The sequence below is a fragment of the Pseudonocardia asaccharolytica DSM 44247 = NBRC 16224 genome (assembly GCF_000423625.1).
GTDB classification, from domain to species: Bacteria; Actinomycetota; Actinomycetes; order Mycobacteriales; family Pseudonocardiaceae; genus Pseudonocardia; species Pseudonocardia asaccharolytica.
Map to the genome: position 1 here is coordinate 41663 of NZ_AUII01000011.1, position 26688 is coordinate 68350.

At 69.2% G+C, this 26688-nt stretch carries 24 protein-coding genes; 10 read left to right on the forward strand and 14 right to left on the reverse strand.

Features of this window, described 5'->3' with window-relative positions:
* The first annotated feature begins 3 nt into the window (after nt 1-3).
* Both G567_RS28715 and G567_RS28720 read left to right on the forward strand, forming a co-directional pair.
* Nucleotides 4-603: a DUF1326 domain-containing protein gene (locus G567_RS28715; protein ID WP_051232997.1), complete on the forward strand. Its 600-nt coding sequence runs from the start codon at nt 4-6 to the stop codon at nt 601-603.
* Nucleotides 604-728: 125 nt separating this feature from the next.
* Nucleotides 729-1160, forward strand: a complete 432-nt coding sequence (locus G567_RS28720; protein ID WP_037057206.1) for a DUF5313 family protein — start codon at nt 729-731, stop codon at nt 1158-1160.
* 53 nt (nt 1161-1213) lie between these two features.
* On the opposite strand, the gene G567_RS0113810 is transcribed toward G567_RS28720, so the two are convergent.
* Nucleotides 1214-1504 carry a hypothetical protein gene (locus tag G567_RS0113810; protein ID WP_028930465.1) on the reverse strand — a complete coding sequence of 97 codons (291 nt, stop codon included), beginning with the start codon at nt 1502-1504 and terminating at the stop codon, nt 1214-1216.
* Nucleotides 1505-1626: 122 nt separating this feature from the next.
* Nucleotides 1627-1908: a metal-sensitive transcriptional regulator gene (locus tag G567_RS0113815; protein WP_028930466.1), complete on the reverse strand. Its 282-nt coding sequence runs from the start codon at nt 1906-1908 to the stop codon at nt 1627-1629.
* A 150-nt stretch (nt 1909-2058) separates the two neighbouring features.
* On the opposite strand from G567_RS0113815, the gene G567_RS28725 reads away from it, so the two are divergent.
* Both G567_RS28725 and G567_RS33260 read left to right on the forward strand, forming a co-directional pair.
* Complete coding sequence (locus G567_RS28725; protein ID WP_084796133.1) at nt 2059-4635, forward strand: non-ribosomal peptide synthetase; 2577 nt, start codon at nt 2059-2061, stop codon at nt 4633-4635.
* Nucleotides 4636-4941: 306 nt separating this feature from the next.
* A complete protein-coding gene (locus G567_RS33260; protein ID WP_211223925.1) occupies nt 4942-5295 on the forward strand; it encodes a hypothetical protein in 354 nt (117 codons plus the stop codon).
* Nucleotides 5296-5454: 159 nt separating this feature from the next.
* Here the strand turns inward: G567_RS33260 and G567_RS0113830 are convergent, their stop codons facing one another.
* From G567_RS0113830 to G567_RS0113870, 8 genes are all read right to left on the reverse strand, one after another.
* A complete protein-coding gene (locus G567_RS0113830; protein ID WP_028930467.1) occupies nt 5455-6795 on the reverse strand; it encodes an NAD(P)-binding domain-containing protein in 1341 nt (446 codons plus the stop codon).
* A gap of 125 nt (nt 6796-6920) precedes the next feature.
* Entirely contained in the window at nt 6921-9284 is a 2364-nt protein-coding gene (locus G567_RS0113835; RefSeq protein WP_028930468.1) for a trimethylamine N-oxide demethylase, read from the reverse strand.
* 153 nt (nt 9285-9437) lie between these two features.
* Nucleotides 9438-9722: a hypothetical protein gene (locus G567_RS0113845; RefSeq protein ID WP_028930469.1), complete on the reverse strand. Its 285-nt coding sequence runs from the start codon at nt 9720-9722 to the stop codon at nt 9438-9440.
* 6 nt (nt 9723-9728) lie between these two features.
* The gene (locus G567_RS28730) at nt 9729-10814 is read right to left on the reverse strand and encodes a DMT family transporter (RefSeq protein ID WP_051233028.1); all 1086 of its coding nucleotides are present in this window, start codon (nt 10812-10814) and stop codon (nt 9729-9731) included.
* Nucleotides 10815-11049: 235 nt separating this feature from the next.
* Entirely contained in the window at nt 11050-12045 is a 996-nt protein-coding gene (locus G567_RS0113855; protein ID WP_028930470.1) for an NAD(P)H-dependent flavin oxidoreductase, read from the reverse strand.
* A complete protein-coding gene (folD, locus tag G567_RS0113860; protein ID WP_028930471.1) occupies nt 12038-12892 on the reverse strand; it encodes a bifunctional methylenetetrahydrofolate dehydrogenase/methenyltetrahydrofolate cyclohydrolase FolD in 855 nt (284 codons plus the stop codon). Before folD ends, G567_RS0113855 begins: the two co-directional genes overlap by 8 nt.
* A 9-nt stretch (nt 12893-12901) precedes the next feature.
* Complete coding sequence (gene purU / locus G567_RS0113865) at nt 12902-13843, reverse strand: formyltetrahydrofolate deformylase (RefSeq protein WP_028930472.1); 942 nt, start codon at nt 13841-13843, stop codon at nt 12902-12904.
* A 3-nt stretch (nt 13844-13846) separates the two neighbouring features.
* Nucleotides 13847-15181, reverse strand: a complete 1335-nt coding sequence (locus G567_RS0113870; protein WP_028930473.1) for an NAD(P)/FAD-dependent oxidoreductase — start codon at nt 15179-15181, stop codon at nt 13847-13849.
* A gap of 203 nt (nt 15182-15384) precedes the next feature.
* Here G567_RS0113870 and G567_RS28735 point away from each other — a divergent pair, with 203 nt between their 5' ends.
* The gene (locus G567_RS28735) at nt 15385-16092 is read left to right on the forward strand and encodes an IclR family transcriptional regulator (RefSeq protein WP_161631705.1); all 708 of its coding nucleotides are present in this window, start codon (nt 15385-15387) and stop codon (nt 16090-16092) included.
* Nucleotides 16093-16111: 19 nt separating this feature from the next.
* On the opposite strand, the gene G567_RS0113880 is transcribed toward G567_RS28735, so the two are convergent.
* From G567_RS0113880 to G567_RS0113895, 4 genes are read right to left on the reverse strand one after another with little or no spacing between them, the layout of a single operon-like run.
* Nucleotides 16112-16822, reverse strand: a complete 711-nt coding sequence (locus G567_RS0113880; RefSeq protein WP_028930474.1) for a sarcosine oxidase subunit gamma — start codon at nt 16820-16822, stop codon at nt 16112-16114.
* Entirely contained in the window at nt 16815-19700 is a 2886-nt protein-coding gene (locus tag G567_RS0113885) for a 2Fe-2S iron-sulfur cluster-binding protein (protein WP_051233001.1), read from the reverse strand. Before G567_RS0113885 ends, G567_RS0113880 begins: the two co-directional genes overlap by 8 nt.
* Nucleotides 19697-19966 carry a sarcosine oxidase subunit delta gene (locus G567_RS0113890; protein WP_028930476.1) on the reverse strand — a complete coding sequence of 90 codons (270 nt, stop codon included), beginning with the start codon at nt 19964-19966 and terminating at the stop codon, nt 19697-19699. Before G567_RS0113890 ends, G567_RS0113885 begins: the two co-directional genes overlap by 4 nt.
* Before the next feature lie 35 nt (nt 19967-20001).
* The gene (locus G567_RS0113895) at nt 20002-21276 is read right to left on the reverse strand and encodes an FAD-dependent oxidoreductase (RefSeq protein WP_211223926.1); all 1275 of its coding nucleotides are present in this window, start codon (nt 21274-21276) and stop codon (nt 20002-20004) included.
* A 266-nt stretch (nt 21277-21542) separates the two neighbouring features.
* Between G567_RS0113895 and G567_RS0113900 the strand changes: the two genes are divergently transcribed.
* The 5 genes from G567_RS0113900 to G567_RS0113920 all read left to right on the forward strand — a co-directional run bounded on the left by G567_RS0113900 (nt 21543) and on the right by G567_RS0113920 (nt 26606).
* Entirely contained in the window at nt 21543-22937 is a 1395-nt protein-coding gene (locus G567_RS0113900; protein ID WP_028930478.1) for a glutamine synthetase family protein, read from the forward strand.
* A 109-nt stretch (nt 22938-23046) separates the two neighbouring features.
* Nucleotides 23047-23898 (forward strand): class II glutamine amidotransferase, encoded by an 852-nt coding sequence (locus G567_RS0113905; RefSeq protein WP_211223927.1) that lies wholly within the window; start codon nt 23047-23049, stop codon nt 23896-23898.
* Nucleotides 23886-24680: a GltB/FmdC/FwdC-like GXGXG domain-containing protein gene (locus G567_RS28740; RefSeq protein ID WP_051233003.1), complete on the forward strand. Its 795-nt coding sequence runs from the start codon at nt 23886-23888 to the stop codon at nt 24678-24680. Before G567_RS0113905 ends, G567_RS28740 begins: the two co-directional genes overlap by 13 nt.
* A gap of 71 nt (nt 24681-24751) precedes the next feature.
* Nucleotides 24752-26161, forward strand: coding sequence for an FMN-binding glutamate synthase family protein (locus tag G567_RS28745; RefSeq protein WP_084796135.1), 1410 nt, complete (start codon nt 24752-24754; stop codon nt 26159-26161).
* Nucleotides 26154-26606 (forward strand): hypothetical protein, encoded by a 453-nt coding sequence (locus G567_RS0113920; RefSeq protein ID WP_028930480.1) that lies wholly within the window; start codon nt 26154-26156, stop codon nt 26604-26606. The genes G567_RS28745 and G567_RS0113920 overlap by 8 nt, the downstream gene beginning before the upstream one ends.
* Nucleotides 26607-26688 lie beyond the last annotated feature (82 nt).

A 26688-nucleotide genomic window follows, 5' to 3' on the forward strand; every position in this document is an offset into this window, starting at 1 on the left:
ACGATGGGATACCAGCTGACCGGTCGGATGGCCGAGGTGTGCAGTTGCAAGTCGCTGTGCCCGTGTGCGGTGGGCGAGGACCCCGACAGCGGCTACTGCGGCTTCAGCTGGGTGTTCCACTTCGATCGCGGTGAGATCAACGAGGTCGACGTCTCCGGCCTGAACCTGGCGTTCCTCGGCAACCACCGGGGCAACGTCTACGACGGCAAGGTGCGGCTGGCCGTGATCATCGACGAGCGCGCCGACGATGCCCAGCAGGGTGCCCTCGTCGAGGCCTTCACCGGCAAGGCAGGCGGGCCGCTGGCGGACCTGGCCGCCCTGGTCAGCGAGGTGGTGGGAGTGATCCGCACGCCGATCGAGTTCGACGTCGACAAGGGCACCGGGAGCTTCACCGTCCAGGGCGTGTTCGAGGGCGACGTGCGAGGCTTCACCGCGCCGGACGGAACCCCGACCACCTTGAGCCACGCCGTGATGGGCTCACTCGTGGGCACCCCGGCCTACCCGGGCAAGGTGGCCCGGCATGAGGTGACCGACGCGGAGTACGGGTTGCAGTTCAAGGGTCGTCAGGCAACCCAGACGGAGTTCCACTACGTCGCCGCGTGAGCCCGGCCGGTATCGGGTGAACCATCGGCCCCTGGCGTACCATTGACAACGAGTCATCGTCCGTGCCCGCTCCCGGGGAACTCGCCGCCGGCTGCGAGGCGCGGGTGAACGAGGAGAGCAGCGTCATGAGTAAACCTGATGCGCTGCCGGCGTCACCACGGCGCCCAGGACCCTTCCGTTGGCTGTGGTATGCCGTCGGCGGCCGGCTTCCGGCGAGGTACCGGGAGTGGGTGCTGCACGACCTCACCTGCCGCACCTGGCCGATTCGCCATCTGGCCCGGCTGCTGACGCAGTTGGTGCCGGTGGCCGCCGTCCTGATCGTGCTGCTTCCGGGCCCGTTGTGGGTCCGGGTGATGGCCGTCGTGGGCGGCTCGATGATCGGGCTGATGTACTCCTACGTCTTCCTCTACGAGGCGACCGAACGCAGGGCGACCAAGGCCGGATACCCGCACGGCACCGCGCAGCGCGTCCGGGAGGAACGCCGCGCGGACCGCGGGCTCACCCAGGCCGTCGAGGAGTTCGAGCGCAGCAGCCGGGTCCGGCACCCGCGAGGGTGAACAGTGAGAGGACCAGTTCGTCGAGCAGCGGTGGCTAGCGGTCACGCCGCGGGCTAGGAGCGGATCCCACGCCTGCTGCCGCGCCGGGGGTACATTCCGGCGGCGAGGGTCACCCCGATCGCGGCGACCGCGACCTGCAGGATGATCAGGATCCAGGGGATGCCTCCGCCGGCATTGGAGTAGCCGAAGGCAGCGGCGATTGCTCCGCCGATGAACGCGGCCGCGATTCCGATGACAAGGGTCAGCCAGATCGGGATCGGCTGTTTACCCGGTATGACCAGCCGCCCGAGTGCGCCGATGATGAGCCCGATGATGATCGCGGAGATGATGCCGGTGATCTGCACGTCGGTGCCTTCCGATGGAGGAACTGTGCGGTAGGAGTACCCGGATCCGGCCGGCTTCCATCGGAACGCGTCACCGCATCGCGCAGCCTGCTGTCGTGCTCAGCGCACGGTCCGTCGGCGGATCAGGACTTGACGAGCCGGGCGATCGCCGCGCTCGCCTCGGCGATCTTGTCGTTCGCGACCTGGCCGCCCTCGGCCACGGCTTGGGTGACGCAGTGCTTGAGGTGCTCGTCCATCAGGCCGAGGGCCACGGCCTGCAGGGCGTTGGTGGCGGCCGAGACCTGGGTGAGGACGTCGATGCAGTACTCGTCATTCTCGATCATCTTCGCAATGCCGCGGACCTGGCCCTCGATGCGTCGCATCCGCTTGAGGTAGGCGTCCTTATCCTGGGCGTACCCGTGCACGCTGGCCTCCCTGGCTCCCCTTGATCTCTCGACGACTATACGGTAGGGGGGTATCGACCGCAAACGGTGGAGCGGGTCGCCTCCCGGTGTTGACGTCGCACTTTCCGGCTACCTGTTGGCTAACTGAGGCTTTCCTTATGTAATGTGAGGATGGACTATAAGCACGGGCCCGTGCCGTTCGTCGCGGACCTGCACGCCCACGGCGACCGGCTCGCGGTCGTCGCGCCCGACGGCACCGAGATCACCTACCGCATGCTTGCCGCACGGGTCCGGGAGACGGCCGCGCGGCTGGGCCCGCGGCGGCGGCTCGTGCTGGTGGCGGCGTCCAACGACGTCGAACCGCTGGTCACCTACCTCGCCGCGCTGCACGGCGGGCATCCGGTGCTGCTGGCCGGGGCCGAGGACCGGCGCAGGCTCGATGAGCTCATTCACCGCTACGACCCGGACGTCCTCGGCGCGTACTCCGGTGGGTCGTGGCAGCTCGTCGAACGCCGCGCGGGGTCGGCCCATACGCTGCACCCCGAGCTCGCGTTGCTGCTGGCGACGTCGGGTTCGACCGGCTCGCCGAAGCTGGTCCGGCTCTCGGCGGCCAACCTCGCGGCCAACGCCTCCTCGATCGCGAGCTATCTCGGCATCCGCGACACCGACCGCGCGGCGCTGACGTTGCCCCTGCACTACTGCTACGGACTGTCGGTGGTCAACAGCAACCTGCTGCGCGGTGGCGCCGTGCTGCTGTCGGAGCACTCGGTCACCGATCCGCGGTTCTGGTCGGCCTTCCGCGCGCACCGCGGGACCAGCATCCACGGCGTGCCCTACACGTTCGAGCTGCTCGATCGGGTCGGCTTCCCCCGGATGCGGCTGCCGCATCTGCGGTACGTGACCCAGGCGGGTGGGAGGCTGGACCCGTCGACCGTCCGCCGCTACGCCGAGCTCGGCGCCCAGGGTGGCTGGCGGTTCTTCGTGATGTACGGGCAGACCGAGGCGACCGCCCGGATGGCCTACCTCCCGCCCGAACTCGCGGCGGACAACCCGTCGGTGATCGGAATCCCGATCCCGGATGGCTCATTCGAGATCGAACACCGGGAGGGGGACGCGGGCGAGCTCGTGTACCGCGGTCCCAATGTCATGCTCGGCTACGCCGAGGGTCCGGACGACCTCGCCAAGGGCCGGACGGTCGAGGCCCTGCGGACCGGTGATCTGGCGCGGCGGCGGCCCGACGGGCTCTACGAGGTGGTCGGGCGGCGCAGCCGCTTCATCAAACCCTTCGGGCTGCGGATCGATCTGGAGCAGGTCGAGCGGCAGCTGGCCGACGAGGGTTACCAGGTGGCGTGCACCGGCAGCGACCGCGAGCTCGTGGTCGTGACGCATGCGCCCGGCGCGGACGATCTTCGGCAGATGGTCGCGGCGCGGCTCGGCCTGCCGCCCGGCAACGTCCGGGTTGTCGCGGTCGACGAGCTTCCGCGGCGGTCGAACGGGAAGCTCGACCACCAGGCGGTCGCCGAGCTCGCCCGGCCCCGGTCGCGGTGGCGACCCGGGCTGCGGCGACCGCGCGAGCCCGGCTCGGTCCACGAGGCGTTCCGGGCGGTGTTCGGTATCACGGAGGTTCCCGGCGACGCGACGTTCGTGAGCCTCGGCGGCGATTCGCTGTCCTACGTGCAGATGACCGTTGTGCTGCAACGCGTGCTCGGGCAGCTGCCCGCCGACTGGCCCACCACCCCGGTCGAGCGACTCGCGCAGCTGCGCCGCCGCCACCGCTTCTGGGTGATGACCGAGACGGCCGTGATCCTTCGGGCTGTCGCGATCGTCCTCGTGGTGGGCTCGCACGTCGGCCTGTTCCACGTGCTCGGCGGCGCGCACGTGCTCCTCGGGGTCGCTGGATGGGCGTTCGCCCGCTTCGTCCTGGCGAACCCGGTGCCGGGCGGGCACACCCGCACGATCCTGCGCAGCCTGGTGCGGATCGCGGTACCGAGCATGCTGTGGATCGCCTGGCGGGCAGCGGTTCAGGACGATATCGAGCTGCCCAACGCCCTGCTGGTCAACTACGTTGTCGACCCGGGGGTCTGGGGGTACTGGTTCATCGAGACCCTGTGCCAGATACTGGCGCTGCTCGCCGCCGTCCTCGCGATCCCCGCGGTGTGGCGACTGGAGCGACGACATCCCTTCCGGTTCGCCCTGGCGGTGCTGCTGGTCGCGCTGGCCGGCAGGCTCTATCCCGACCACGGCAACGAGTTCTCCGATCGGCTGATGAGCGCGCACCTGGTGCTGTGGCTGTTCGCGCTGGGCTGGGTGGTGTACCGGGCGAGAACCGGCGCGCAGCGGGGGATCGCCGCGGTGCTCGCGGCGGCACTCGTCCCCGGCTTCTTCGACGACCCTTTGCGCGACGCGGTCGTCCTCGCCGGAATGCTCCTCCTTCTCGTCCCGCAGCTGCCGCTCCCGCGGTTCGCGATCCGCCCGATCGGCGCCGTCGCCGCCGCTTCCATGGCGATCTACCTGACGCACTACGCCAGCTACCCGGACCTGCTGGTGTCGCTGCCACCGCTGGTGGTCGTGGCCGTCTGTGTCGGCGTCGGCGTCGGCTGCCAGTGGCTCGTCGGCACCGCGGCCGGTGCTGTGGTGGCCGCAGCGGCGGCCGTGAACCGAGGGTGGTGGCCCGGGGTACGCGAATGCGGTGCCCTCGGCCGCGATCGCGGCTCGCTGGACCGCCACCTGGAGAGCACGGTCCATTGACGAGGTCGCCGAAGGAGGAGCGCCGGCCACCCTGGCTGCGGAACCGGAATCGGCACGACGGTCAACCCGTCGATGCCGCCGAAGTCATCCGGGTTGCTGGTATACAGCGGCAGGTCGCGGGCGAGCGCAACCGCGGCGAGCAGCGCGTCGTAGGCGCGGGCCCGAGGCTTGCGCCCGTTTCGTCGCAACGAGGCCGCCACTCTCCCGACGCCCACCGCCCGCGGCTGGCTCGGGGATGTGGCGGCCGGCGCGCTAGCGGTAGTTTGTTGGCTCAAGACCGACAGCGGGTATGCCCCGGTTCCCTGGTTGAAGGGAGTCGGTGATGTCCGTCCGGCCCGGCTGCCCGAGCATGCCACCTGGTATCTGGCCACCAACCTGCCTCGCCCGGGTGGGCCACGCGAGACCGAGAGTCCCCATCGGGCCGCCGACCCGGCCGAGGTCGTCCGGCTCTACGGGATCCGCAATTGGATCGAGCGGGGCTACAAGCAGGTCACCGACGAGCTGGGATGGGCGGACTTCCAGGTCCGCTCCGATCTCGCGATCCGCCGCAACCAGACCCTGGTCAACTGCGCGTCTCCTTCTGCTGGCAGACCTGGTTCACCGAGACGTCCCCGCGGCCGTCCCGGCCGAGGGCGATCCGGGCGGTCCGCGGCTGGCTGACCTCGGCGATCATGCTGCAGCGCTGGTGGCGGGCCTGGTCCACGGCGCCCTCTGCCGGCTGAGCTGCAAACTTCGATCGACCCGGTGGGCGCCGGTCGAGGCTTGCGCCTCTACCTCCCACCTTGATCCAACAAACCACCGCCAGGGCCGTGCCCTGCGTCAGTCTCTGAGGTAACTCTCCAGGCTGTCCTCGAGCGCGTCCTTCCACGGCGTGTGGTGGGCCGGCGCCATCGAGCCGGTCATCACGCTCCTGTAGCTGTGGTTGCGGAAGCCCATGATGTCTTCTTTCTTGTGCTTCTTCCACTCGAAGAACGCCTGGTCGGAGCCCTCGATGTCGAACGACGGGTAGTCGGTCTCGGCGATCAGCTCCTGGACGTACGCGCCCTGGTAGGCGATCGCCGCGAAGTCGTCCGGAAGGGCATCCTCGGCTTCGACCCGCGCTGTCACGTCGGCCAGCCGCTTCTCGACCGAGTCGGGCACATGGATCGTGCCAGCGATGATGTCGCGCACGTACCACGCCTGCGCGTCGAACATGTTGAACGTGTACCACTGGTCTTGCATGCCGAGGTAGAACAGCTTCGGGTTGTGGACCCAGACCACGCCCTTCCAGAGGTCGGCGGTGGCCAGCCGGTTGGCGGTCTTGAGCCGCAGGTCGTCGGGCAGGAACGGGAAGTGGTGCTGGTAGCCCGTGCACAGGATGATCGCGTCCACGCGCGCGGTGTTGCCGTCGGCGAAGGTTGCGGTGTTGCCCTCGACCTTCTGCAGCAGCGGCACCTCCTTCCAGTTGTCGGGCCACTTGAAGCCCATGGGAGCGGTGCGGTGGGAGACGGTGATCGACCTGGCGCCGTACTTCCAGCACTGCGAACCGATGTCCTCGGCTGAGTACGACGTACCGATAAGCAGCAGGTCCTTGTCGATGAACTCCCGGGCGTCACGGAAGTCGTGGGCGTGCAGGATGCGGCCGTTGAAGGTATCGAAGCCCGGGAACTCGGGCGCGTTCGGCACCGAGAAGTGGCCCGTCGCGATGATCACGTGGTCGAAAGTCTCCGAGCTCTCGGTGTCGGCCTTGCGGTCGTGGGCGATCACGGTGAAGAGGTCGGTCTCCTCGTCCCAGGTGATCCGGCGGACGATGCTGTTGAAGCGGATGAGGTCACGAACTCCGGCTTTCTCGACGCGCCCCTTGATGTAGTCCCACAGCACCGCCCGCGGGGGGTAGGAGGCGATCTGCTTGCCGAAGTGTTCCTCGAAGGAGTAGTCGGCGAACTCCAGACCCTCCTTGGGTCCGTTGGACCACAGGTAGCGGTACATTGAGCAGTGGACCGGCTCTCCGTGCTCGTCGAGGCCGGTGCGCCAGGTGTAGTTCCAGAGGCCACCCCAGTCGGACTGCTTTTCGTAGCAGACGATCTCGGGGATCTCCTTGCCCTTCGACTTCGCTGACTGGAACGCGCGCAGCTGCGCCAGGCCCGACGGCCCTGCTCCCACGATCGCCACTCGGGTCATCTATGCTCACGCTGCCTTCCGGGTCGGTCGCCGGGCTGACGCACTCGTCCCGGCACCGATCACCGCCATCCGTGCAACCATCAATTCCTCCAGTTCTGCCGGCACATCGGTGTTTGTCTCCGCGATCAGGAACGGGGGCGTTCCTTGTCGGGGTCATAGAAGGGGAACCGGACGACCTGCGCCGGGATCCGTTTCTGGTGGCCGTCGAGCTTTCCCACCTCGACCTCGGTGCCGAGCGCGGAATGCTCCACGGCGATCCGGCACAGCGCGATGTTCTTGCGCAGGATCGGTGACCGGGTGGCGCTGGTGACCACCCCGACCTGCGTGCGTCCGATGTGGACGCAGTCGCCGTGCTCGGCGGGCTCGTTGCCGGCCAGTTCGAGGCCGACCAGGGTGCGCTGCGGGTTGGTCTTGCGCTTGAGCAGTGCCTCGCGGCCGATGAAGTCGTCCTCCTTGGTCTTCAGGGGGACGGTGAACCCGATGCCCGCCTCGAACGGGTCGGTCTGGTCGCTGAAGTCGTAGCCCGCGAACACCAGTCCGGCCTCGATCCGCAGGATGTCGAGCGCGTCGAGGCCCAGTGGCAGCATCCCGTGCGGCCGGCCCGCCTCCCAGAGGGCGTCCCACAACGCGGGCCCGTCGTTGGGATGGCACCACAGCTCGTAGCCCAGCTCCCCGGAGTAGCCGGTGCGGGAGACCAGCAGCGGAAGTCCGTTGTGGTCGCCGATCCGCCCGATGGCGAACCGGAACCAGGTCAGGTCGGTGAACGCCGGCTGGGTCGGCGGCGTCCAGATGAGCTCGGCGAGCAGGTCGCGGCTGGCCGGCCCCTGCACCGCGATGTTGTGCATCTGATCGGTGGAATGTTTGACCCACACCCGGTCCAGGCCGAGCCGCTGCGCCTGCTGACGCAGCCAGGTCCCGGAGTACTCCTCCCCGCCGATGAAGCGGAAGTTGGTGTCCCCGAGCCGGAACACGGTGCAGTCGTCGATCATGCCGCCGGTCTCGTTGCACATCGCGGAGTACACGACCTGGCCCTGGGAGAGCCTGCGGATGTTACGGGTCACGCAGGCCTGCAGCAGCGCCTCGGCATCCGGTCCGAGCACCTCGAACTTGCGCAGCGGCGACAGGTCCATGACCGCGGCCCGCTCGCGGCAGGCCCAGTACTCCTCGATCGCCCCGTGTCCGTCGAAGCTGGTGGGCAGCCAGTAGCCGCGGTACTCGGTGAACTGTCGGGTGAGCGGCTTGGTCCGCGGCGCGAAGGCCGTGTCCTTGGTCAGCGTCGCAGGCTGCTCGGGCGTCACGCGGTGGGCGATGGCCATCGAGAACTTCCGTTTCGCGTCGTACACCCGGACGTGGATGTCCGTGGTGATCCAGGCGTTGGCGGGATCGATGTCGTCGGGGCAGGCGGACGAGGCGCACACCAGGTCGGTCCCGGCCCGCAGCAGCACGTAGTCACCGGGCCGGGACCACGGCTCGTCGAAGATCAGCTGGTTGTGGGCGTCGAACGCCGTGTTGTAGAAGAGGTTGAGCGCGGGCCAGCCGGCGCGCGGGGCGATGCCGTAGGGCGCGAGCCGGGCGTTGAAGTTGTCCGTGCAGTTGACATGCCCCGGATAGCCCAGGTCCTCGTAGTACTTGCGGTTGCAGGCCAGGCCGAAGGTGTCGTGCCGGCCGACCGTGTCCCGGACGACCTCGACCAGCGGCTGCATGTCCTGGTCGTAGAACCTCCCGTACAGCCCCGGCTGCGGATAGGCCTGCCCCATGAAGTAGCGGGTGGCGGTGGCGTCCAGGCCGCGCTCCACCCCCTCGGCCAGCCGGTGTCCGTGGAAGGCCAGGAAGTCCGAGCACTGCCTGCCCTCCACGTCGATGATCTGGATGTACTGGCCCGCCTTGACCTCATAGGAGGCCGCAGTCGCCCGGTCCACCCGGAAGTCGAGCACGGGGTCGGCGAGCGGCTCGGGCAGCCGCGGTTCCAGCGCCGCGAGCGGGCTGGCGCGACGGACCTCGAGCATCAGGTCGGAGGCCGGATTGGCGATCGGGTCGTCGATCCGCATGGTCAGCGACGGTGCGGCCACCAGCACGGTGGCGGGCCCGCGGGCGGTCACGGTCTCCGACGACCCGGCGGGCGACCACTCGCCGAACAGGATCGCGGCCCGCAGCCCTGCCGGATCCACCTCGTGGGCGATCACGTCGGCCAGTACCGGATCGGTGATCCGGTCGCGGTCGGCCGATGCGGCCAGTGCGCGCAGCGTGGTCGCCGGGCCGTCGGGGACGATGCCGAGAGCGGCGCCGTCCGGCGACCCGTCCGGGGCGAGCACCGTGAGCTCGGCCCGCTGGCGGCCCTGCCGGTCGACGACGGTGAGCTCGTCCCCGCCGCGTAACCGCACCCCGGTGACCCCGCCGGGACGGACCCAGTAGGTCTCCAGCCCTGGCTCGGGCGACAACAGGCCGGGTGCGATCAGCCGTGGCCTGCCGGTTGTTCCGGCCGCGCGCATCGGCCGTCACCTCCTTGTTCGGTCGGTCGTGTTCGATCGGTGCCGTTCAGAGCTTCTTGACGAAGGTCCGCGCCAGATAGAGCGTGAACAGCGGCAGCCCGATGAACAGGATCGTGGCCAGCACCGGGCCGGCCGAGTAGGCCCAGAACTCGTTCATGACTGCGCTCCCAACAGGCCCGCCTGGGCCATCCGGGTCCGTCCGAAGCCGTTGACGGCGTACTTGAACAAGATCTTCTCTTTGCCGCCGGTGCGGCTCGGATCGACGGTGGCGTCGAGCTCGTCGAGCAGACCGCCGGAGTACAGGTCGGTGAGGGTGAGCCGGATGGTGCCGGTCCAGTAGTCCCCGGAGACGCCGTACTCGGCGCAGACCGCGTCGACGATCTCGTCGTCCCACATCTCCCCGCGGCTGGCGAGCAACTGCAGGAGGTAGCCCTTCATATGCATCTAGTGCTCTCCTCCGGTCGGGCTGGTGACGGGAGCGCGATGGGCGGCCGGAACCGCTCTGATCACCTCGAGGACGTCGCGCTTCTCGGTGAACAGCACGAAGCTGCCGACCACGGCGATGAGGCTGCCGATGACGAACTGGATGCCGGGCGGCTCGAGGGTGAACAGGTACAGCCAGACCAGGGCGAGCGGTCCGTACAGGGCGGCGATCGCCTGGCCGCGCCCGACCCCGATCAGCGGGAACGACTTGTACCAGGACACGTAGCAGAAGCCGAAGGTCAGGCCCAGCAGGGCCAGCAGCAGGAGATTGGTGGGGTTGGCCAGGGTCGCCCCGATGGTGGGCCACAGCTGGTCACCCGCGGTGACCGTGACGATCGGGAGGACGATCAGGACCCAGAGCCCGACCTCGGCGGTGAATCGCAGGGTGAGCCCGACATCGGGATCGCTGACGTCGAGGGCCCGGCCGGCGATCGCCCCCTCCAGGCCCCAGCCGATGATCGCCAGCGCGCCGCCGAGGTAGCCCAGCCAGGCACCGCTGCCCGCTCCGCTGAACTCGTCGAGGATGCCCGGGGCGAAGATCACCACGCCGCCGAGCACGATGACGACGATGCCGAGGGCGGCCCGTTTGGTGATGCTCTCCTGGTACCAGGCCCGCGCTGCGAGCGCCCCGACGATCGGGTAGAGCAGCGCCGCGACCGCGGAGAAGGCGGCCCCGACATAGGCGATCGCCACGATGGAACCGAAGATCGCCAGCATCCCGGCCAGCCCGGCCGGCAGGTACCACCGAGAGATCTTGACCTGCTTGAGGGTCCGGATGTAGTCAGTGGACTTTCCGAGCACCGCGACCCAGACGAACATCGCCAGCAGCACTGCGATGGCATTGAGGACGGTGACCACGAAGGCGGCAAGCAGATAGCCGTCTCCCGCGGAGAGCTCGGCGAAGGGCGCCTCGCCGTAGATCGCCGAACCGGGGACGTACCACGCCGCCCACAGCACGGCGCAGCTGAGCGCCCAGATGAATCCCCATCGGACCTGCTGGTTCCGATGGCGAAGGCGTAGCCGTTCAACTCGTTCGAGGCTGAGCATGACCACCTCCCACGGGAGTGTCTGTTCCGACGCATCGAGGGGCGTCACCGAGGCTGTCGGGGCGTCGAATTGGGGCCTGTCGTCCAAGCGCAGCGTCGGGCGACCGGGAGCCGGTTGGCCGCCCAGGCCCGGCCGAGATCGCATGTGACCGAAATCATGGCAGCGGAGCGCACCGCTGTAAACCCTCTGCTGAAACTTCGTTTCCCACAGGGAAATCCAGCGGACGCGTCGTCTGCTACCGCGCGCCCGGCCTGCTCGCCTCCAGCGCGGCGCTTGCTTCGCGGACGAGGTCGGCCACGACGTCGGCCGCCGAACCGACGTCGCGGACGATCCCGATCGCCTCTCCGACGGCGATCTGGGCCACGTCGTAGTCCTCGTTCTCGACCGCCCCCCGATACTGCACGGCGAGCTCGTCCAGGGCGCCGGTGAGCTCGCGGTCCCGTCCGTGCCAGTGGGCGACGAACGGCGTGCGGAGAACCCGGCTGGTGTAGCCGTCCGGCCAGGTGTAGCCCCGGACCTGGTCGTAGACCGTGGTGGCGATGGTGTCGTCGCCCACGGCGCGCGTCGCGCGCCTGTGCGCGCCCGGCGCCACCAGTGCCTCGGCACAGGCCCAGAACCGGGTGCCGACCAGTGCGCCGTCGGCACCGAGCACCAGCGCCGCGGCCAGTCCCCGTCCGTCTCCGATACCGCCGGCGGCGAGCACCGGGACGTCCGCGCCGAGCCCGGCCACCAGGTCCACCAGCTCGGGGACCAACGTCATCGTCGACCGGTGCCGGGCGGCGTGACCGCCGCCCTCGCCGCCCTGCGCAACGAGCACGTCGGCACCGACCTCGAGCGCCCGCCGGGCTTCCTCGACCCCGGCCACCTGGCAGATCAGCGGGACTCCGGCGCCGCGGATCCGGGCGGCGAACGGGCCGGGATCGCCGAACGCCAGCGTGATCGCGGCCGCACCCCGTTCAAGTGCGGCATCGAGCAGCTGCGGTCGCTCGGCGAGCATCCAGGTGATGAAGCCGCAGCCCACCCGAGCCCCGCCGGCCCGATCGAACTCGCGGGTCAGCCAGGCGTGGTCGCCGTAACCGATCCCGATCTGACCCAGTCCGCCGCCGGCGGACACGGCGGCCGCGAGCGCGCCGCCCGCGACCCCACCCATCGGGGCCAGCACGATCGGGTGCCGCAGCGCCAGCCGATCGGTCAGCGCGGTCCGGAACGGACGGGTGAACGGCTCAGACACCGGCGGGTGCCCTGGTCATCAGCCCGGCCGCGGTGACGGTGTTGCGCAGCAGCATCGCGATGGTCATCGGCCCGACGCCACCGGGCACCGGGGTGATCGCCCCGGCGACCTCGCGGACCGCGTCGGTGTCGACGTCGCCGCACAGCCCGGCATCGGTGCGGTGGATGCCCACATCGATGACGGTGGCACCGGGTTTGACGGCCTCGGGACCCAGCATCCGGGGGACGCCGGCCGCGGCGATCAGGACATCGGCGCGCCGGCACACCGCGGCGAGGTCGCGGGTGCGCGAATGGCAGATCGTCACGGTGGCGTTGCGCTGTAGCAGCAGCTGGGCCATCGGCTTACCAACCAGGCCGGACCGTCCGACCACGACGGCCTCGGCGCCCTGCAGCGGCACGCCCGCGTCGTCGAGCAGCACCATCACCCCGGCCGGGGTGCACGGGCGCAACCCCGGGGTGCCGAGCACCAGCCGGGCGGTGCTGGTCTCGGTGAGTCCGTCGACGTCCTTGTCGGGATGGATCCGGTCCAGCAGCGGCGCGGGGTCGAGGTGGCGGGGCAGCGGTAGCTGCAGCAGGATCCCGGTCACCTCGGGATCGGCGCTGAGCTGGTCGATCAGCCCACCGAGCGCGTCCGCGCCGATATCGGCGGGCAGGTGGTGGTGCAGGTCGCGCATCCCGGCCTGCACGCACAGCTTGCGCTTGTTGGCCACATAGACCGCCGAGGCCGGATCCTCCCCGACGAGCAGGGTGGCCAGGCTCGGCGGCGCCGGGAGCTCCGCGACGTCGCGCGCGATCTGCGCGCGCAGCCGGGCGGCGACGGCCTTGCCGTCGATGATCGTTGCGGGCACGGTTCTCTCCTATCCGAACACCACCGTGGTGTTGCCGTTGAGCAGAACCCGGTCCTCGGCATGCCAGGCCACCGCCCGCGACAGCACGGTCCGCTCGACGTCGGCGCCGAGGCGGGTGATGTCGGTGACGTCGTCGCGGTGCGAGATCCGGGCCACGTCCTGATCGATGATCGGGCCCTCGTCGAGGTCCTCGGTCACGTAGTGCGCGGTGGCGCCGACCAGCTTCACCCCGCGGGTCTTGGCTCGCTCGTAGGGGCCGGCCCCGGCGAACGCGGGCAGGAACGAGTGGTGGATGTTGATCGCCGGCACGCCGAGCTCGTCGAGGAACCCCTTGGTGAGGATCTGCATGTAGCGGGCCAGCACGATGAAGTCGACCCGGCCGGCCAGCAGCTCCAGCTGCTCGGCCTCGGCCTCGGCCTTGGTGTCCTTGGTGACCGGGATATGCGCGTAGGGCACCCCGAACCCGGCCACCGCATCGGCCAGATCGAGGTGGTTGGACACCACCTGCACGACGTCGATCGGCAGCTCGTCGCGCTCCCAGCGCCACAGCAGATCCAGCAGGCAGTGGTCGAAGCGGGAGACGAACAGGGCCACCCGCTTGGGGACGGACGCGGTCCGCAGCTGGAAGGTCAGGCCCAGCCGCCCGGCCACCTCCCCGCCGAACTCGCGTTCGAGCGCGTCGAGGCGCTCGGCCAGCCCGGAAAGGTGGAACACCACCCGGAGGAAGAATCGGCCGCCCAGCGGGTCGGTCGAGTACTGGTCGGACTGGATGATGTTGGCGCCGCGGGTGTGCAGGAACGCGGTGATCGAGGCGACGATCCCCGGCCCGTCCGGGCAGGAGACCAGCAGCCGGCCGATATCGGCCGTCGGTTCCCGTTCGACGGCGCGCGCGCCGCCACCGCCGGCCCGCCCGGACCGGGCGCCGACATCGTCTGCCTGTAATACCTTCATCGCTCAGCTCCAGGGGAAGGGCGAGTTGCTGACCGGGTGCAGCTCGCCGGTCTCGTAACGGGTGAAACGGAACGGCTCGAGCAACGCCTGCGATTCACCGAGAAGCTCCCGGGCGACCAGCGCACCGACGCCGATCATCTTGTAGCCGTGGTTCGCATCGGCGATGACATACGCGTTCTTCCGGAAGACGTCGAAGATCGGGAAACTGTCCGGGGTGAACGCGCCGATACCGCCGGACGGCTCGTCGCGATACAGCGAACGCTTCTGTTCGAACCGCTTGTGACAGGCGGCCAGCGCCGAGGTCCACATGCGGACGAAGTCGTCCCCGACGATGAACTCGGGGCTCTCGGTGCCATAGGGGTCGACGGCGACCTGGTCGGCGGGCCGTGGGACGCGCTGGGGCGACGCTCCACCCTGCACCCCGCCGAAATGGAAGTCCGGCTTGTAGTAGATGCCCCAGATCTGGTCGGTGATGAGGCTGCCGTCGATATCGTCGTGCAGCGGGGCGTCCGAGTCGACATGGATCACCGGCGGGAAGGTGCCGCGGTTGTCCATGAACTCGTTCGGGTCCATGTTGAGCGTGCCTTCCTGCAACGCCCAGTAGGTCCACATAGGATGGTTGTGGATCTTCGAACCGTCCGGCATGGTGACCGTGATCGCCGACGGCAGCTCGAGCATCGCCCAGGTGTCGCGCACCCACGGCCCCACCGCGACGACCAGCTTGTCGAACGCGATCGTGCCCTGGTCGGTATCGACCGCGGTCACGGCGCCGCCGGTGAGTCGGGCTCCGGTCACGGTCACGCCGGTGGCGATGCGCACGCCGCATCCGCGCACCTTGGCGGCCAGGCCGCGCAGCGAGGCGTGGTTGTTGGCGTATCCGCCGCGCTTCTCGTGCAGCAGAACCGAGATCCCGGGTGCCTGCCAGTCGGAGAACATCTCGAGCATGTAGTCCCGGCAGGCGCGCTCGCCCTCGACGAGTACCGATTCGTAGCCGATCGCCCGCTGCTCGGCGTGAATCTGTACAACATCGGCGTGCATCGATTCCGGGGCGAGCTGGATATATCCGACGTCGTGGTAGGAGAACGCCTCCGGATCGGATTCCCATACTCCCACCGAATGCGCCATGAGCTCGCGCATCGCGGGCTGGAAATAGTTGTTCCGGATGACGCCGCAGGCGACACCGGAGGCACCTGCCCCGATATCGGCCTTGTCGATGACCAGAACGTCGTCCCCGGATCCCTCACCTCGGGCCTGCAGTTCGGTGGCCAGGTGCCAGGCTGTGGACAGTCCGTGAATTCCTGCGCCGATCACCAGATACCGGACGTGCTGTGGGATCATCGTCGCTTTTCCCCTAGCTCACGAGTGGATGTGCACGGGTCGCGAAGGTCTGCCGGGGAGCCGGACGAACGGGCGGAGGATGAACCCTCGACCGGCCCCGACGATGTCGGAGTACAATTGCCTATACGGCAACACTATGTCCTGACGGGAGATATACTACTATGGCCCGCACGGGTAAACCAGCGAGTCGGCAGATCGGATCGGTGCAGCGGGCCATTGCGGTGCTGGACGCGCTCGCCGACGCCGGTACCGAGGTCGGCACCAACGAGATCGCCCGGCGCACGGGGGTCAACGTCAGCACCATCTCCCGGTTGCTGTCCACGCTCGCCACCGCCGGGCTGGTCCAGCACGTCCCGGCGACCGGTCGGTATCGGCTGGGCGTCCGGATCCTGCAGCTGGCCAGCGCCGCCCGGGAGACGCTCGACATCCGGACGCTGGCCCGGCCCCATCTCGAGGAGATCGCCGGCCTGACCTCGGAGACGGCCACGCTGTCGATCCCCGGTGAGCACGAGGTGATGACCCTCGACTTCGTGCAGAGCCCGCGGTCGGTGCGCAGCGTCGCGCAGGTCGGGCGCAACAGCGTGCGGTACGCGACGTCGGTCGGGAAGGTCTTCCTGGCCCACGGCGGACGGCTGCCCGCGGAGCTGACGGCGTTCACCCCGCGCACCATCGCCGACCGGGCGGCGCTGGAGGCGGAGATCCGGATCGTCCGGGAGCGGGGCTTCGCGACGGCTCGGTCCGAGCGCGAGCCGGACCTGCACGCGGTCGCGGTCCCGATCCTGGACCAGCACGCCGAGCTGGTCGCCATCCTCGGCGTGCAGGGCCCCGCCAGCCGGTTCGGCGAGGCGGAGATGGCCGCCGCCGTCGAGATCCTGCGCGAGCGGGCACGGATCATCGCCGCGGCCTACTGACCGCGGCGACGACCCGCCGTCAGCCCGCTGCCCGGACAGAACCGGTGACCTCGATCCCGAACTCGGCTCCGGCGTCGAGCAGCGCGTCGAACAGGTACTGCCCTGACGAGCGCTCGCAGTGCAGCAGGTAGGACCGCACGCCGTCGCCGCGGGCAGCGCCAGCGGAGCGCGCATCGAAACAGTCGTCGCGGACGATGTCGGTGACGAGCCGGGCCACCGAGGATCGGAACGCCGCGCCGTTCCCGACGACGTCGTCGGACAGGTCGATCGCGCAGACCTTGGCGAGCATCGCGGGCGAGTCCTCGCCGCGCAGCCGCATCAGCGCCCTGCCGTGGGTGAGGTCGACGACCGAGGCGAACTCCCCGGTGCCCGCGATGAGCGCCTCGAGCCGCTGGCGCACCGCGGGTGACGTACCGGGCGCGGCGAGGACGAGCCACTCGCCGGGCCCGGAGCCGACGACCAGCGCCTCGGGCAGCCCGTCGGCCTGGAGACTGGCCGGGCCGCGGGCCGCCCGGCCGAACCCCACGCCGAGCAGTCCGGCGATCGCACCGGCGAACGGTGCCCGCACCGCGACCTTGGCCAGCGGGGTCTCGTCGGCGATGGTCAGCGCCGCCGTGCTGCGCGCGTCGCTGACCTCCCAGCCGTTCTCGACGCGGGGATTGATGGGCGCGATGGGGCTGCGCGCGATGGGGGTGGGCGCGTTGGGGGTGGGCGTGTTGGGATCAGACACGTTGCCGCTCTCCCTCGGGGTCGACGTGCGCGAGCTGGGGGGTGACGGCCGCCGGGATGTTTCGGCCGTCGATCAGCCGCACGGTCACGACGGCGCCGGGCTTGGCGAGGCCGGCCTCGACCTGTCCGAGACAGATCGACCGGCCCAGCGTCGGCGACATCCGGCTGGAGGTGATCCGCCCGACGATCCGGCCCCCGGCGATGATCTGGCTGGCCTCGGCCGGCACGATCCGGCCGTCGATCGGTTGCAGCCCGACCAGCAGCGGATAGCCGCCGCGCTCGGCCTGCCAGGTCAGCTCCGGCTTGCCGATGAAGTCCTGCTTGTCGAGCTTGACCAGCGAGCCGAGCCCGGCGGTATAGGCCTGGGTGAGGCCGTCGGTGTCCTGGCCGACGATGAAATGCCCCTTCTCCAGCCGCAGGATCCGCTGGGCCTCGATCCCGAACGGGGCGACCCCGAGATCGGCACCCGCCGACATCAGCGCCTCCCAGACGTGCAGTCCGAAGGCGGCGGGCACGTGGATCTCATAGCTCAGCTCACCGGTGAACCCGATCCGCCACAGCACGCAGTCCGGCACGCCGGCCACCGTGCCGGTGCGCACGTTCATATAGCCGAACGCCTCGGGCGAGAGGTCGACGCCCTCGGCCAGCCGCCCGACGAGCTCGCGCGACCGGGGCCCGGCGACGTTGATGCTGGCGTAGGCGGTGGTGACCGGGGTGACGTGCACCTGCCAGTCCGGGTGCTCGGTCTGCAGCCAGTTCTCCACCCACTCCCACACCGTGCCCGCGCCCGAGGACGTGGTGCTCATCAGGTAGTGCTGCTCGCCGAGCCTGCCGGTGACGCCGTCGTCGAGCACGACCCCGTCCTCGGCGCACATCACCCCGTACCGGACCCGGCCGACGCCCAGGTTGTTCCACTTGTTCACATACAGCAGGTTGAGCAGCTCGGGCACATCGGGACCGCGCAGGTCGAGCTTGCCGATCGGGGTGACGTCGATGATCCCGACCGCGTTGCGCACCGTGCGCACCTCGGCCGCCGGGTCGCCATAGTGTTCGGGACGAATCCACTGCCCGGCCACCAGCGGAACCGCACCCTGACGCTCGTGCCAGGCCTGCATCGGGGAGTGCCGGACCGGCTCGAAGATCCGGCCGGCGAGCGCGCCGAGGGTGACCGGGGCGTACATCGGCCGCCAGGTCGTGGTGCCGGTCTCGGCGATGGTCCGGCCGGTGGCCTCGGCGACGACCGCCACCGCGTTCACCGTCTCGAGCTTGCCCTGCCCCGGACCCATCGTGACCGTGGTGTAGCGCTTGACCAGCTCGACGGAGTCGTAGCCCTCGGCGACCGCGGTGAACAGGTCCTTCGACGAGACGTCCTCGGAGAAATCCACGAAGCCATGGGTGTGGCCGCGGAACAGCTCCGGGTGGGCGGCGGGCGTGAGATCGGGGATCTCGACCGGTTTGGCCGGAACCTCCGCGACGGGCTCGCCGGGCGTCCGGGTCGGGACCTGCGTCTGCCAGCGTGCCCGGATCCCCGCGGCGCGCCGGGCGGCCTCCCGGCCGATCGCGGCGCCGTGCGCGGCGATCTCGGAGAACGAGCCGTCCCCGACGATCCGCCCGGTGGCGAGGACGGTGTCCGGAAGACGCGCCGGATCGGGCCGGAACCGGGCCGAGCGGGGGTCATAGACGGGCTTGTCCCCGGACATGTTGAGCAGCGAGGTGGGCGCGGTCCAGCCGACGGCGGTGACGAGCAGGTCGGCGTCGATCCGGCGGCCGTCGGACAGTTCCACCGACTGCACGCCCGAACGTCCGCGGGCACGGGTCACCGTGGTGCCGTGGCGGGCGTCGACGACGGCGGCCACGTCGACCCCGGCGCGCTGCAGGTCGGCGACGGCGCCGTCGCCCTCCGGGTTCGCGGTGAGCACGACGGCGCGCTCACCCGGCTTGACGGCGTAGAGGTTGATCAGCCTGCGGGCCGCGGTGGACAGCATCACCCCGGGCAGGTCGTTGCCCTCGAACACGTAGGGGCGCTCGATGAGCCCCGGCGCGACCACGAAGGACTTGGCCCGCACCTTCACCAACCGTTCCACCACATTGGGCAGGTTGCGCTGTACGACGGCGACCCAGTTGTCGTCGAACCGGCCCCCGACGACCGAGTCGGTCAGCACCTCGATTCCCGGTTCGGCGGCGATCTCGGCGGTGAGCCGGTGCAGCTCGTGCAGCTCCGCCGGGCCACCCCAGCGCAGCCGGCCGCCGAGCGCGCCCTGCTCGTCGACGAGCAGGACGGTGGCGCCGGCGCGGGCCGCGGCCAGCGCGGCGGACATCCCGGCGGGGCCGCCCCCGGCGACGAGCACATCCGGATGGGCGTAGCGCTTGTCGTAGTAGTCGTGGGCGGTGTCCGGAGAGATCGACCCGGCGTGCACGAACTGCCGGAGCACCTTCTCGTAGACCGGCCAGAGCCGCTCGGGCTTGATGAAGGTCTTGTAGTAGAAACCGGCCGAGAGGAACCGTCCGACCAGCCCGTTGGCGGCCTTGACGTCGAATCGCAGCGAGGGCCAGGTGTTCTGCGACCGTACGTCCATATCGGCTTCGACCAGCCGGTGTGCCGCGCGCACGTTGGGCTCGTCGCCGACCTGCAGCTGACATCCCGGGTCGAGGTGGTCGGCGGTCAGGATGCCGCGTGGGCGGTGGTACTTGAAGCTGCGGGAGAACACCCGCTCTCCCGCAGCGGCGAGCGCCGAGGCGATGGTGTCGCCAGGGTGGGCGAGCTGCTGCTTTCCGTTCCAGCGAAAGGTGATCGTGCGTCGCCGGTCGATCACCTCGCCCTCCTGGCGGCCGAGGCGCATGGCCCCGGTGCCGGCGAGGGCGATCTGCTCCTGGGTCATCGGCGTGCCTCCGCGGCGCGTCGTTCGTCGATTGCTCGATGCTCGTTGGTCTCGGTGTGTCGTTCGATCGCGAAGTACCGGCGGCAACCCGAGCCGTGGTACCAGGTCTCGCGGGACCAGCCCCGCGGGTTGGTGGCGAAGTAGAGGTAGTCGCGCCATTCCTCGGGGGTGGCGGCGTCGGGGCGGGGGCGCGGGTGCGACTCGCCGCCGAAACGGAACTCGGTGGAGTTGCGTGGCCCGCACCAGGGGCATGTCAGCAGCATCATCGGTGGATCACCTTCTCGTCCGCTGGGGTCGGCGGTCAGTGGCCGACCGCCGCGGCGCCCTTCTCACCGACGAGGCGTCCCTGCAGGAAGCGGTCGATGCCGAAGGCCGAGATGATCTCGGGCGGGCGCTGGTTGGCAATGCAGTCGGCCATGGCCTCGCCGGACACCGGGCCCGCCTTGAACCCGTAGGTGCCCCAGCCGACGTCGACGTAGAAGCCCTCGACCTCGGTCGGACCCATGATGGGGGAGTAGTCCGGGGTCATATCGCACAGCCCGGCCCACTGTCGCAGCAACCGCATCTTCGACACGGCCGGCATGAGCTCCAGCACGTGTCCCGCGACGCCCTCGGTGAACTCCAGCGAACCGCGCATCGAGTAGGACGCGAACGGGTCGACGCTGGCGCCGAACACCAGCTCGCCCCGATCGGTCTGGCTGACGTAGACGTGCAGGGTGCCGGAGACCACGACGGTGTCCAGGAACGGCTTGACCGGCTCGGTGACCGCCGCCTGCAGCGGGAACGTCTGCACCGGCATGCGCACCCCGGCCATGTCCGAGATCAGTGTGGCCCAGCCCGCGGTGCAGTTGACCACGACCGGGGTGGCGATCCGGCCCTGGTCGGTCTGCACCCCGGTGACCCGGCCGCCCTCGACGTCGATGCCGGTGACCTCGGTCTTCTGGTGGATGTGCACCCCGTTCGCGTCGGCGGTCCGCGCGTAGCCCCAGACCACGGCGTCGTGGCGGATGATGCCGCCGGGCGGGTGGTAGAGCGCACCGAGGATCGGGTAGCGGGTGGTGGTCGAGGTGTCCAGGTAGGGCACCAGCTCCTTGATCTTGTCGGGTCCGATGACCTCGGAGTCGACGTTCTGGAGCTTGTTGACCTCGGCGCGCCAGTGCATGGTGCGCAGCGAGGCGTCGTTGTGGGCGAGGGTGAGGTGGCCGCGCTGGGAGAACATGACGTTGAAGTTCAGGTCGGCGGCCAGCCGTTCGTAGAGCTTGATCGAGCGGTCGTAGAACCGCACGCCCTCGGGGGTGAGGTAGTTCGAGCGCAGGATCGCGGTGTTGCGGCCTGATCCGCCGCCGCCGATATAGCCCTTCTCCAGCACCGCGATATTACGGATGCCGTGATTGGTGGCCAGGTAGTAGGCGGTGGCCAGGCCGTGAACGCCGCCGCCGACGATCACCACGTCGTAGCTCTTGCGCATCGGATGGGCCCGCCACGCCCGCGACCACTCGGCGCCGGTCAGGCCGTGCTGGACCAGGCTCCATGCCGAGTACCGCGGGGTTCCGTTTCGGCGGTGATGTCCGTTCACACGGCCGTTGGTTGGGTGCACGCGTGCCTCCAGGCTCTGGCATATGGGAGGGGGGCAGCTGTGACGGAGAGCATACGAGTCACAGGAAACGATGTCTACTGCCGGTGGACAGACTCCCTCCGCGGGGCTCGGTCGGGCGAGCCGAACTGATGTTCGGACGAATGACATTCTGGCGAATGGGTGTTGTCTCCCGTCACGAAACGCGGTCTACTCTCTGTGGCCGCTCTCACGTCAGGTCTGCCCAGTTTCGACCCAGGAGGCCGCCCATGCCCACAGATCTTGAAAACTTCGTCCACCAGGACGGCCGGGACGAGGCCGTCCGGCAGGTTCGGCGCCAGATCGACGAGAAGGGAGTCAAGTACATCTACTACCAGTTCGTCTCGGTCACCGGACGCATCATGGGAAAGGGCGTCCCGGCCGAGCACTGGGAGCGGATGACGGAAAAGGGATTCCAGCTCGTCTACGGATCGACGGCGAATCTCTTCATCGACCGCAAGGGTGACTACATCGGATACGGCCCCGACGCCTGGGAGCTCGTCGGGTTGCCGGATGTCGAAACCTTCCAGATCCTGCCCTGGGATCCGCAGACCGCCCGCGTCTTCTGTACGTTGTTCCGCGGTCGGGAGGAGGAGCTGAATCCCGGTTCGTACCTGACCTCGGACTGTCGCGGAAACCTCCGCCGGATTCACAGCGAGTTCGAGCGCGAGACCGGCCTGCACCTGCGGGTGGGCACCGAGCCGGAAATGATGTGGCTCAAGCTGAACCCGGACGGAACGCCCTCGGTCGAGGGCAAGACGAAACCGTTCTGCTACCACATCGACCAGTTCGCCGAGCTGCAGCCGCTGATCCACCGGGTCCTCGAGTACTGCAAGGCCATGGGGCTGGACATGATCCAGGGCGACCACGAGGACGGCCCCGGCCAGCTCGAGCTCAACTGGCAGTTCGACCGTGCCGAGCTCACCGCCGACCGGCTCACCACCTACCGGCAGATCTGCAAGCAGGTCGGGCGCGAGATGGGCGCCTTCCCGTGCTTCATGCCCAAGCCGTTCATGGGCGTCTCGGCGAACAGCTGCCACCACAACATCTCGCTCTGGCAGGGCGAGATGAACATGTTCATGCCCGATACCGACAACCCCCGAATTCCGGGCAAGATCGGGCTCAGCGCGCTCGGCGGAATCCTCGAGCATCTCGACGCGCTCGTCTGTGTGACCGCGCCGACCGTCAACTCCTACCGCCGGCTGTGGGACACCGGTTTCTGGGCTCCCGTCTACGCCAACTGGGGATTCCAGAACCGCACCACCACCGTGCGGGTCAGCGCGCCCGGCCGTTTCGAGTACAAGGCGACCGACTCCTCGGTCAACCCCTACCTGTCCTTCGCCGCACTCCTCCAGGCGATGGGCGACGGGATCGCGCGCAATATCGACCCGGGTCCCCCGGAGAACCGCAACAGCTACGAGGTCACCACCGGCCAGGCCGTGCACAAGATCCCGATGAACCTGGGCGACGCGCTGGCGGCGCTGGAGCGCGACCAGGTGGTCAAGTCCGCGCTGCCCGGCGAGATGTACACCGTCTTCGAACACTACAAGCGCGACGAATGGGAGCGGTTCTGCGCCACCGTGACTGAATGGGACATCAAGGAATACCTGGACATCCTGCCCTGATCAGGGCCTGAGGTGGACAAGGAGGACTGCCATGTGCGGGATAGCAGGAATCATTCATCTGGACGGCCCCGGGGACATCGGGCGTGAGATCACGCAGATGCTCCAGTCGATGAAGCATCGAGGTCCGGACTCCGCGGGCTATGCGCTCTACGGCGAGCCGAGCGAAATGCTCGTCATGCGGTTCAAGCTCGCCGACCCGAACGACTCCCAGGACTTCGACTTCAGCGAGCGGCTGGAGCGCAGCCGCCGCGAGGTGGAGTCGCGGCTGTCGAAGATCGGCGCGAACGTCGACCGGGTGCAGAGCGAGTCGGCCTACGCCTACCGCGCGACGTTCCGCTACGAGGGGGAGCTCAAGCCCCTCGCGGACTACGTCGAGAACATCCCCGGCTGCGAGGTGCTCTCCCTGGGCCACTCGCTGGAGATCGTCAAGGACCTCGGCGACGCCCGCACCGTCTCAGACACCTACAAGCTCGACGACTTCCGCGGGACGCACGGGATCGGCCACGTCCGGATGGCGACCGAGTCCGATGTGGATATCGCGGGCGCACATCCGTACTGGGCCTACCCGTTCTCCGACGTCGCGGTGGTGCACAACGGTCAGCTGACCAACTACCACCAGTGGCGCAGGCGGCTGGAGCGGTCCGGGCACCGGTTCCAGTCCGAATGCGACTCCGAGATCATCGCCGTCTACCTGGCCGAGCGGCTCGCCGCCGGGATGAGCCTGGACAGCGCGATGAAGGAGAGCCTCGACGACCTGGACGGCGTGTTCACCTACCTGGTGGTGACCGAGGACAGCCTCGGCATGGCCAAGGACGAGATGGCGGCCAAGCCGCTGGTCCTGCACGAGGGCGAGAACATGGTCGCGCTCGCCTCCGAGGAGAGCGCGATCCGCGCGATCCTCCCGCAGGAGATCGACTCTTACGACCCCTACGAGCGTGAGGTGATGGTGTGGTCGCGGTGACGGCAGGGGAGCGCGGTGTCCGCTACGACATCCGCGGGCTCGCCGAACCGGATGCGGTGGCGCCCAAGATCGCCAAGATCGACGGCGACACGGCCGGCTTCGATGCGGCGGACCTGAGCCCCCGCCAGATCAACCTGGAGCTGCGGCGGCTGGTCTACGGCGAGGGCATCCGTGAGGTGACGATCGACAACCCCGGGGCGAAGCATTCGATCGCCGTCGGGATCCTCACCTGCTGCCGGATCCGGATCAACGGCAGCCTCGGCTACTTCGGCTGCGGGCTGGTGGACGGCCCGGAGATCCACATCACCGGGCGGGTCGGCTGGTCGGTCGCGGAGAACATGATGTCCGGCGTCGTCGTGATCGACAAGAACGCCGGCTCGCTCACCGGGGCGGCCATCCGCGGCGGCGATCTCGTGATCCGCGGTCACGTCGGCGCCCGCACCGGCATCGACCAGAAGGGCGGCACGATCATCGTCGGCGGCAACGCCGGCGCCACCACCGGGTTCATGATGCAGCGCGGTCGCCAGATCATCTGCGGCGACGCGGGCGGCGGTCTCGGTGACTCGATGTACGACGGGTCGATCTACGTGGCCGGGAAGGTGGCCTCCCTCGGCGTCGACTGCGTCGAGGCGGAGATGACCCCGGCCGACGACGAGCTCATCGATCGCAAGTTCCGCATCTACGGCATGGACCGGCCGGACACGTTCCGCAAGTTCACCTGCGGCCGGAAGCTGTGGAACTACGACAACCTCGAGCCCAGCGAGCGCAAGCTCGTCCTCTGACCACCGTTGACCACCATCGCCCACCACCCGCGGCCCCGCCCGCCGGGCCCGCACGAGCCAGGAGTGTGTCGATGAGCCCGCAGAACGGCGCGTCGAACCCGAACGTGATCGGCGAGAGCCCGATCTTCACCCCCCGAGTCATCAACGACATCCACGCGAAGGCGGAGCTCGGCCGCTACCGCATGCGTGGGTTCTCGATGTTCAAGCCGATCCCGCACTGGGACCAGCTGATGTTCATGCCCGGCACCCTGACCCGGTTCGTGATCGAGGGGTATCGGGAGAAGTGTGAGACCAAGACCGTCCTCGGGGCGCGGTTCGCCAAACGGCCGCTGGAGCTGGACATCCCGATCTACGTGACGGGGATGAGCTTCGGGGCGCTGTCGCTCGAGGCGAAGATGGCGCTGGCCAAGGGCGCCTCGATGGCCGGTACCGCCACCTGTTCGGGCGAGGGCGGGATGATCCCGCCCGAGCGCGACCTGTCGACCAAGTGGTACTACCAGGTCATCCAGAGCCGGTATGGCTTCAACCCGCACCACCTGATGCTGGCCGACGCAGTTGAGTTCTTCATCGGCCAGGGCTGCAAGGTGGGCCTCGGCGGGCACCTGATGGGCCAGAAGGTCACCGAGCAGGTCGCCGAGATGCGCTCGCTGCCCGCCGGGATCGACCAGCGCAGCCCGGCGCGCCACCCCGACTGGCTCGGGCCCGACGACCTCTCGCTGAAGATCCAGGAGATCCGGGAGGCCACCGACTACCAGGTGCCCATTCAGCTCAAGCTGGGGGCGGCGCGGGTGTACGACGACGTGCGGATGGCCGCCAAATGCGGGCCGGACATCATCTACCTCGACGGCGCCGAGGGCAGCACCGGGGCCGGCCCGCACATCGCCACCGAGGAGACCGGCATCCCGCTGATGGCCGCGATCCCCGAGGCTCGCAGGGCCCTGGAGGACGTCGGCCTCGCCGATGAGATCGACCTCGTCGTCGCGGGCGGCATCCGCAACGGCGGCGACGTGGCGAAGTGCCTTGCCCTCGGGGCCAAGGCGGTGGCGATGGGCCACTCGATGCTGATGGCCCTCAACTGCAACAAGGAGATCCCCGGGGTCACCGACTACGAGGGCACCATCGGGGTGAAGGCCGGCAGCTGCTACCACTGCCACACCGGCCGCTGCCCGGTCGGCGTCGCGACGCAGGACCCCGAGCTGCGCAAGCGGCTGGTCGTCGACGAGGCCGCCGAGCGGGTCTACAACTTCCTGCACACGCTCACCCTCGAGGTGCAGATGCTCGCCCGCGCGTGCGGCAAGACCAACATCCACAGCCTCGAACCCGAGGACCTCTGCGCGCTCACCACCGAGGCCGCGGCGATGGCCAAGGTTCCGCTCGCGGGCACGACCTACGTCCCGGGGGTGACCGAGGAACGGGCGCTGTCCGAGATCAAGTCCCTGTTGGCCAAGCACGTCGCCAACGAGGGAGGCCGCGATGTCTGAGCCGTTCGACCTCTCGTCCCGCAAGCTGACCACCCGCAAGGGCATCGACACCGAGGAGCTGACCGGAAAGACCTTCCCGTACCAGTTCGACCGCTCGCTGGTCGAGGACATCGATCTCGCCGCCGCGACACCGGGCGAGGACCTGAACTGGCTGGAGGACATCAACCTCATGGAGGAGGACGGCGTCCCGGCCGTCTTCGACCGCTACACCAACGCGTTCCTCAAGATCCACTTCGAGATTCCCGAGGGTAGGGGCGACGAGTACGCCCGCAAGGTATTGATCAAGCATCTGCAGGAGGGCAACTCCTACGGCGTGTGGCTCAAGCACAAGCACGCCAAGTTCCCACAGCCCTCGCTGGGGTCCTGGATCGCGGACTCGCCGACCGTCGGTGAGTCGTGGACGCCGCCGAGGCTGGAGGGCTGGGAACAGCCGCTCGGGCACTAGACGGACAGCGGGGCCGGCCGATGAGGCCGGCCCCGCTGTGCCGCAGTGGTGTCGTCGACGTGCGCGTGCCGCCCGGCGGCGC

What these genes read in the sequence shown, in the direction of transcription:
- G567_RS28725 (WP_084796133.1), top strand. Translation starts at nt 2,059, where the DNA reads ATGGACTATAAGCACGGGCCCGTGCCGTTCGTCGCGGACCTGCACGCC.
- G567_RS0113905 (WP_211223927.1), top strand. Translation starts at nt 23,047, where the DNA reads ATGAAGCATCGAGGTCCGGACTCCGCGGGCTATGCGCTCTACGGCGAG.
- G567_RS28720 (WP_037057206.1), top strand. Translation starts at nt 729, where the DNA reads ATGAGTAAACCTGATGCGCTGCCGGCGTCACCACGGCGCCCAGGACCC.
- G567_RS0113920 (WP_028930480.1), top strand. Translation starts at nt 26,154, where the DNA reads ATGTCTGAGCCGTTCGACCTCTCGTCCCGCAAGCTGACCACCCGCAAG.
- G567_RS28715 (WP_051232997.1), top strand. Translation starts at nt 4, where the DNA reads ATGGGATACCAGCTGACCGGTCGGATGGCCGAGGTGTGCAGTTGCAAG.
- purU (WP_028930472.1), bottom strand. Translation starts at nt 13,843, where the DNA reads ATGAAGGTATTACAGGCAGACGATGTCGGCGCCCGGTCCGGGCGGGCC.
- G567_RS0113830 (WP_028930467.1), bottom strand. Translation starts at nt 6,795, where the DNA reads ATGACCCGAGTGGCGATCGTGGGAGCAGGGCCGTCGGGCCTGGCGCAG.
- G567_RS0113890 (WP_028930476.1), bottom strand. Translation starts at nt 19,966, where the DNA reads ATGATGCTGCTGACATGCCCCTGGTGCGGGCCACGCAACTCCACCGAG.
- G567_RS0113845 (WP_028930469.1), bottom strand. Translation starts at nt 9,722, where the DNA reads ATGAAGGGCTACCTCCTGCAGTTGCTCGCCAGCCGCGGGGAGATGTGG.
- G567_RS0113870 (WP_028930473.1), bottom strand. Translation starts at nt 15,181, where the DNA reads ATGATCCCACAGCACGTCCGGTATCTGGTGATCGGCGCAGGAATTCAC.
- G567_RS0113885 (WP_051233001.1), bottom strand. Translation starts at nt 19,700, where the DNA reads ATGACCCAGGAGCAGATCGCCCTCGCCGGCACCGGGGCCATGCGCCTC.
- G567_RS0113900 (WP_028930478.1), top strand. Translation starts at nt 21,543, where the DNA reads ATGCCCACAGATCTTGAAAACTTCGTCCACCAGGACGGCCGGGACGAG.
- G567_RS28745 (WP_084796135.1), top strand. Translation starts at nt 24,752, where the DNA reads ATGAGCCCGCAGAACGGCGCGTCGAACCCGAACGTGATCGGCGAGAGC.
- G567_RS0113835 (WP_028930468.1), bottom strand. Translation starts at nt 9,284, where the DNA reads ATGCGCGCGGCCGGAACAACCGGCAGGCCACGGCTGATCGCACCCGGC.
- G567_RS28730 (WP_051233028.1), bottom strand. Translation starts at nt 10,814, where the DNA reads ATGCTCAGCCTCGAACGAGTTGAACGGCTACGCCTTCGCCATCGGAAC.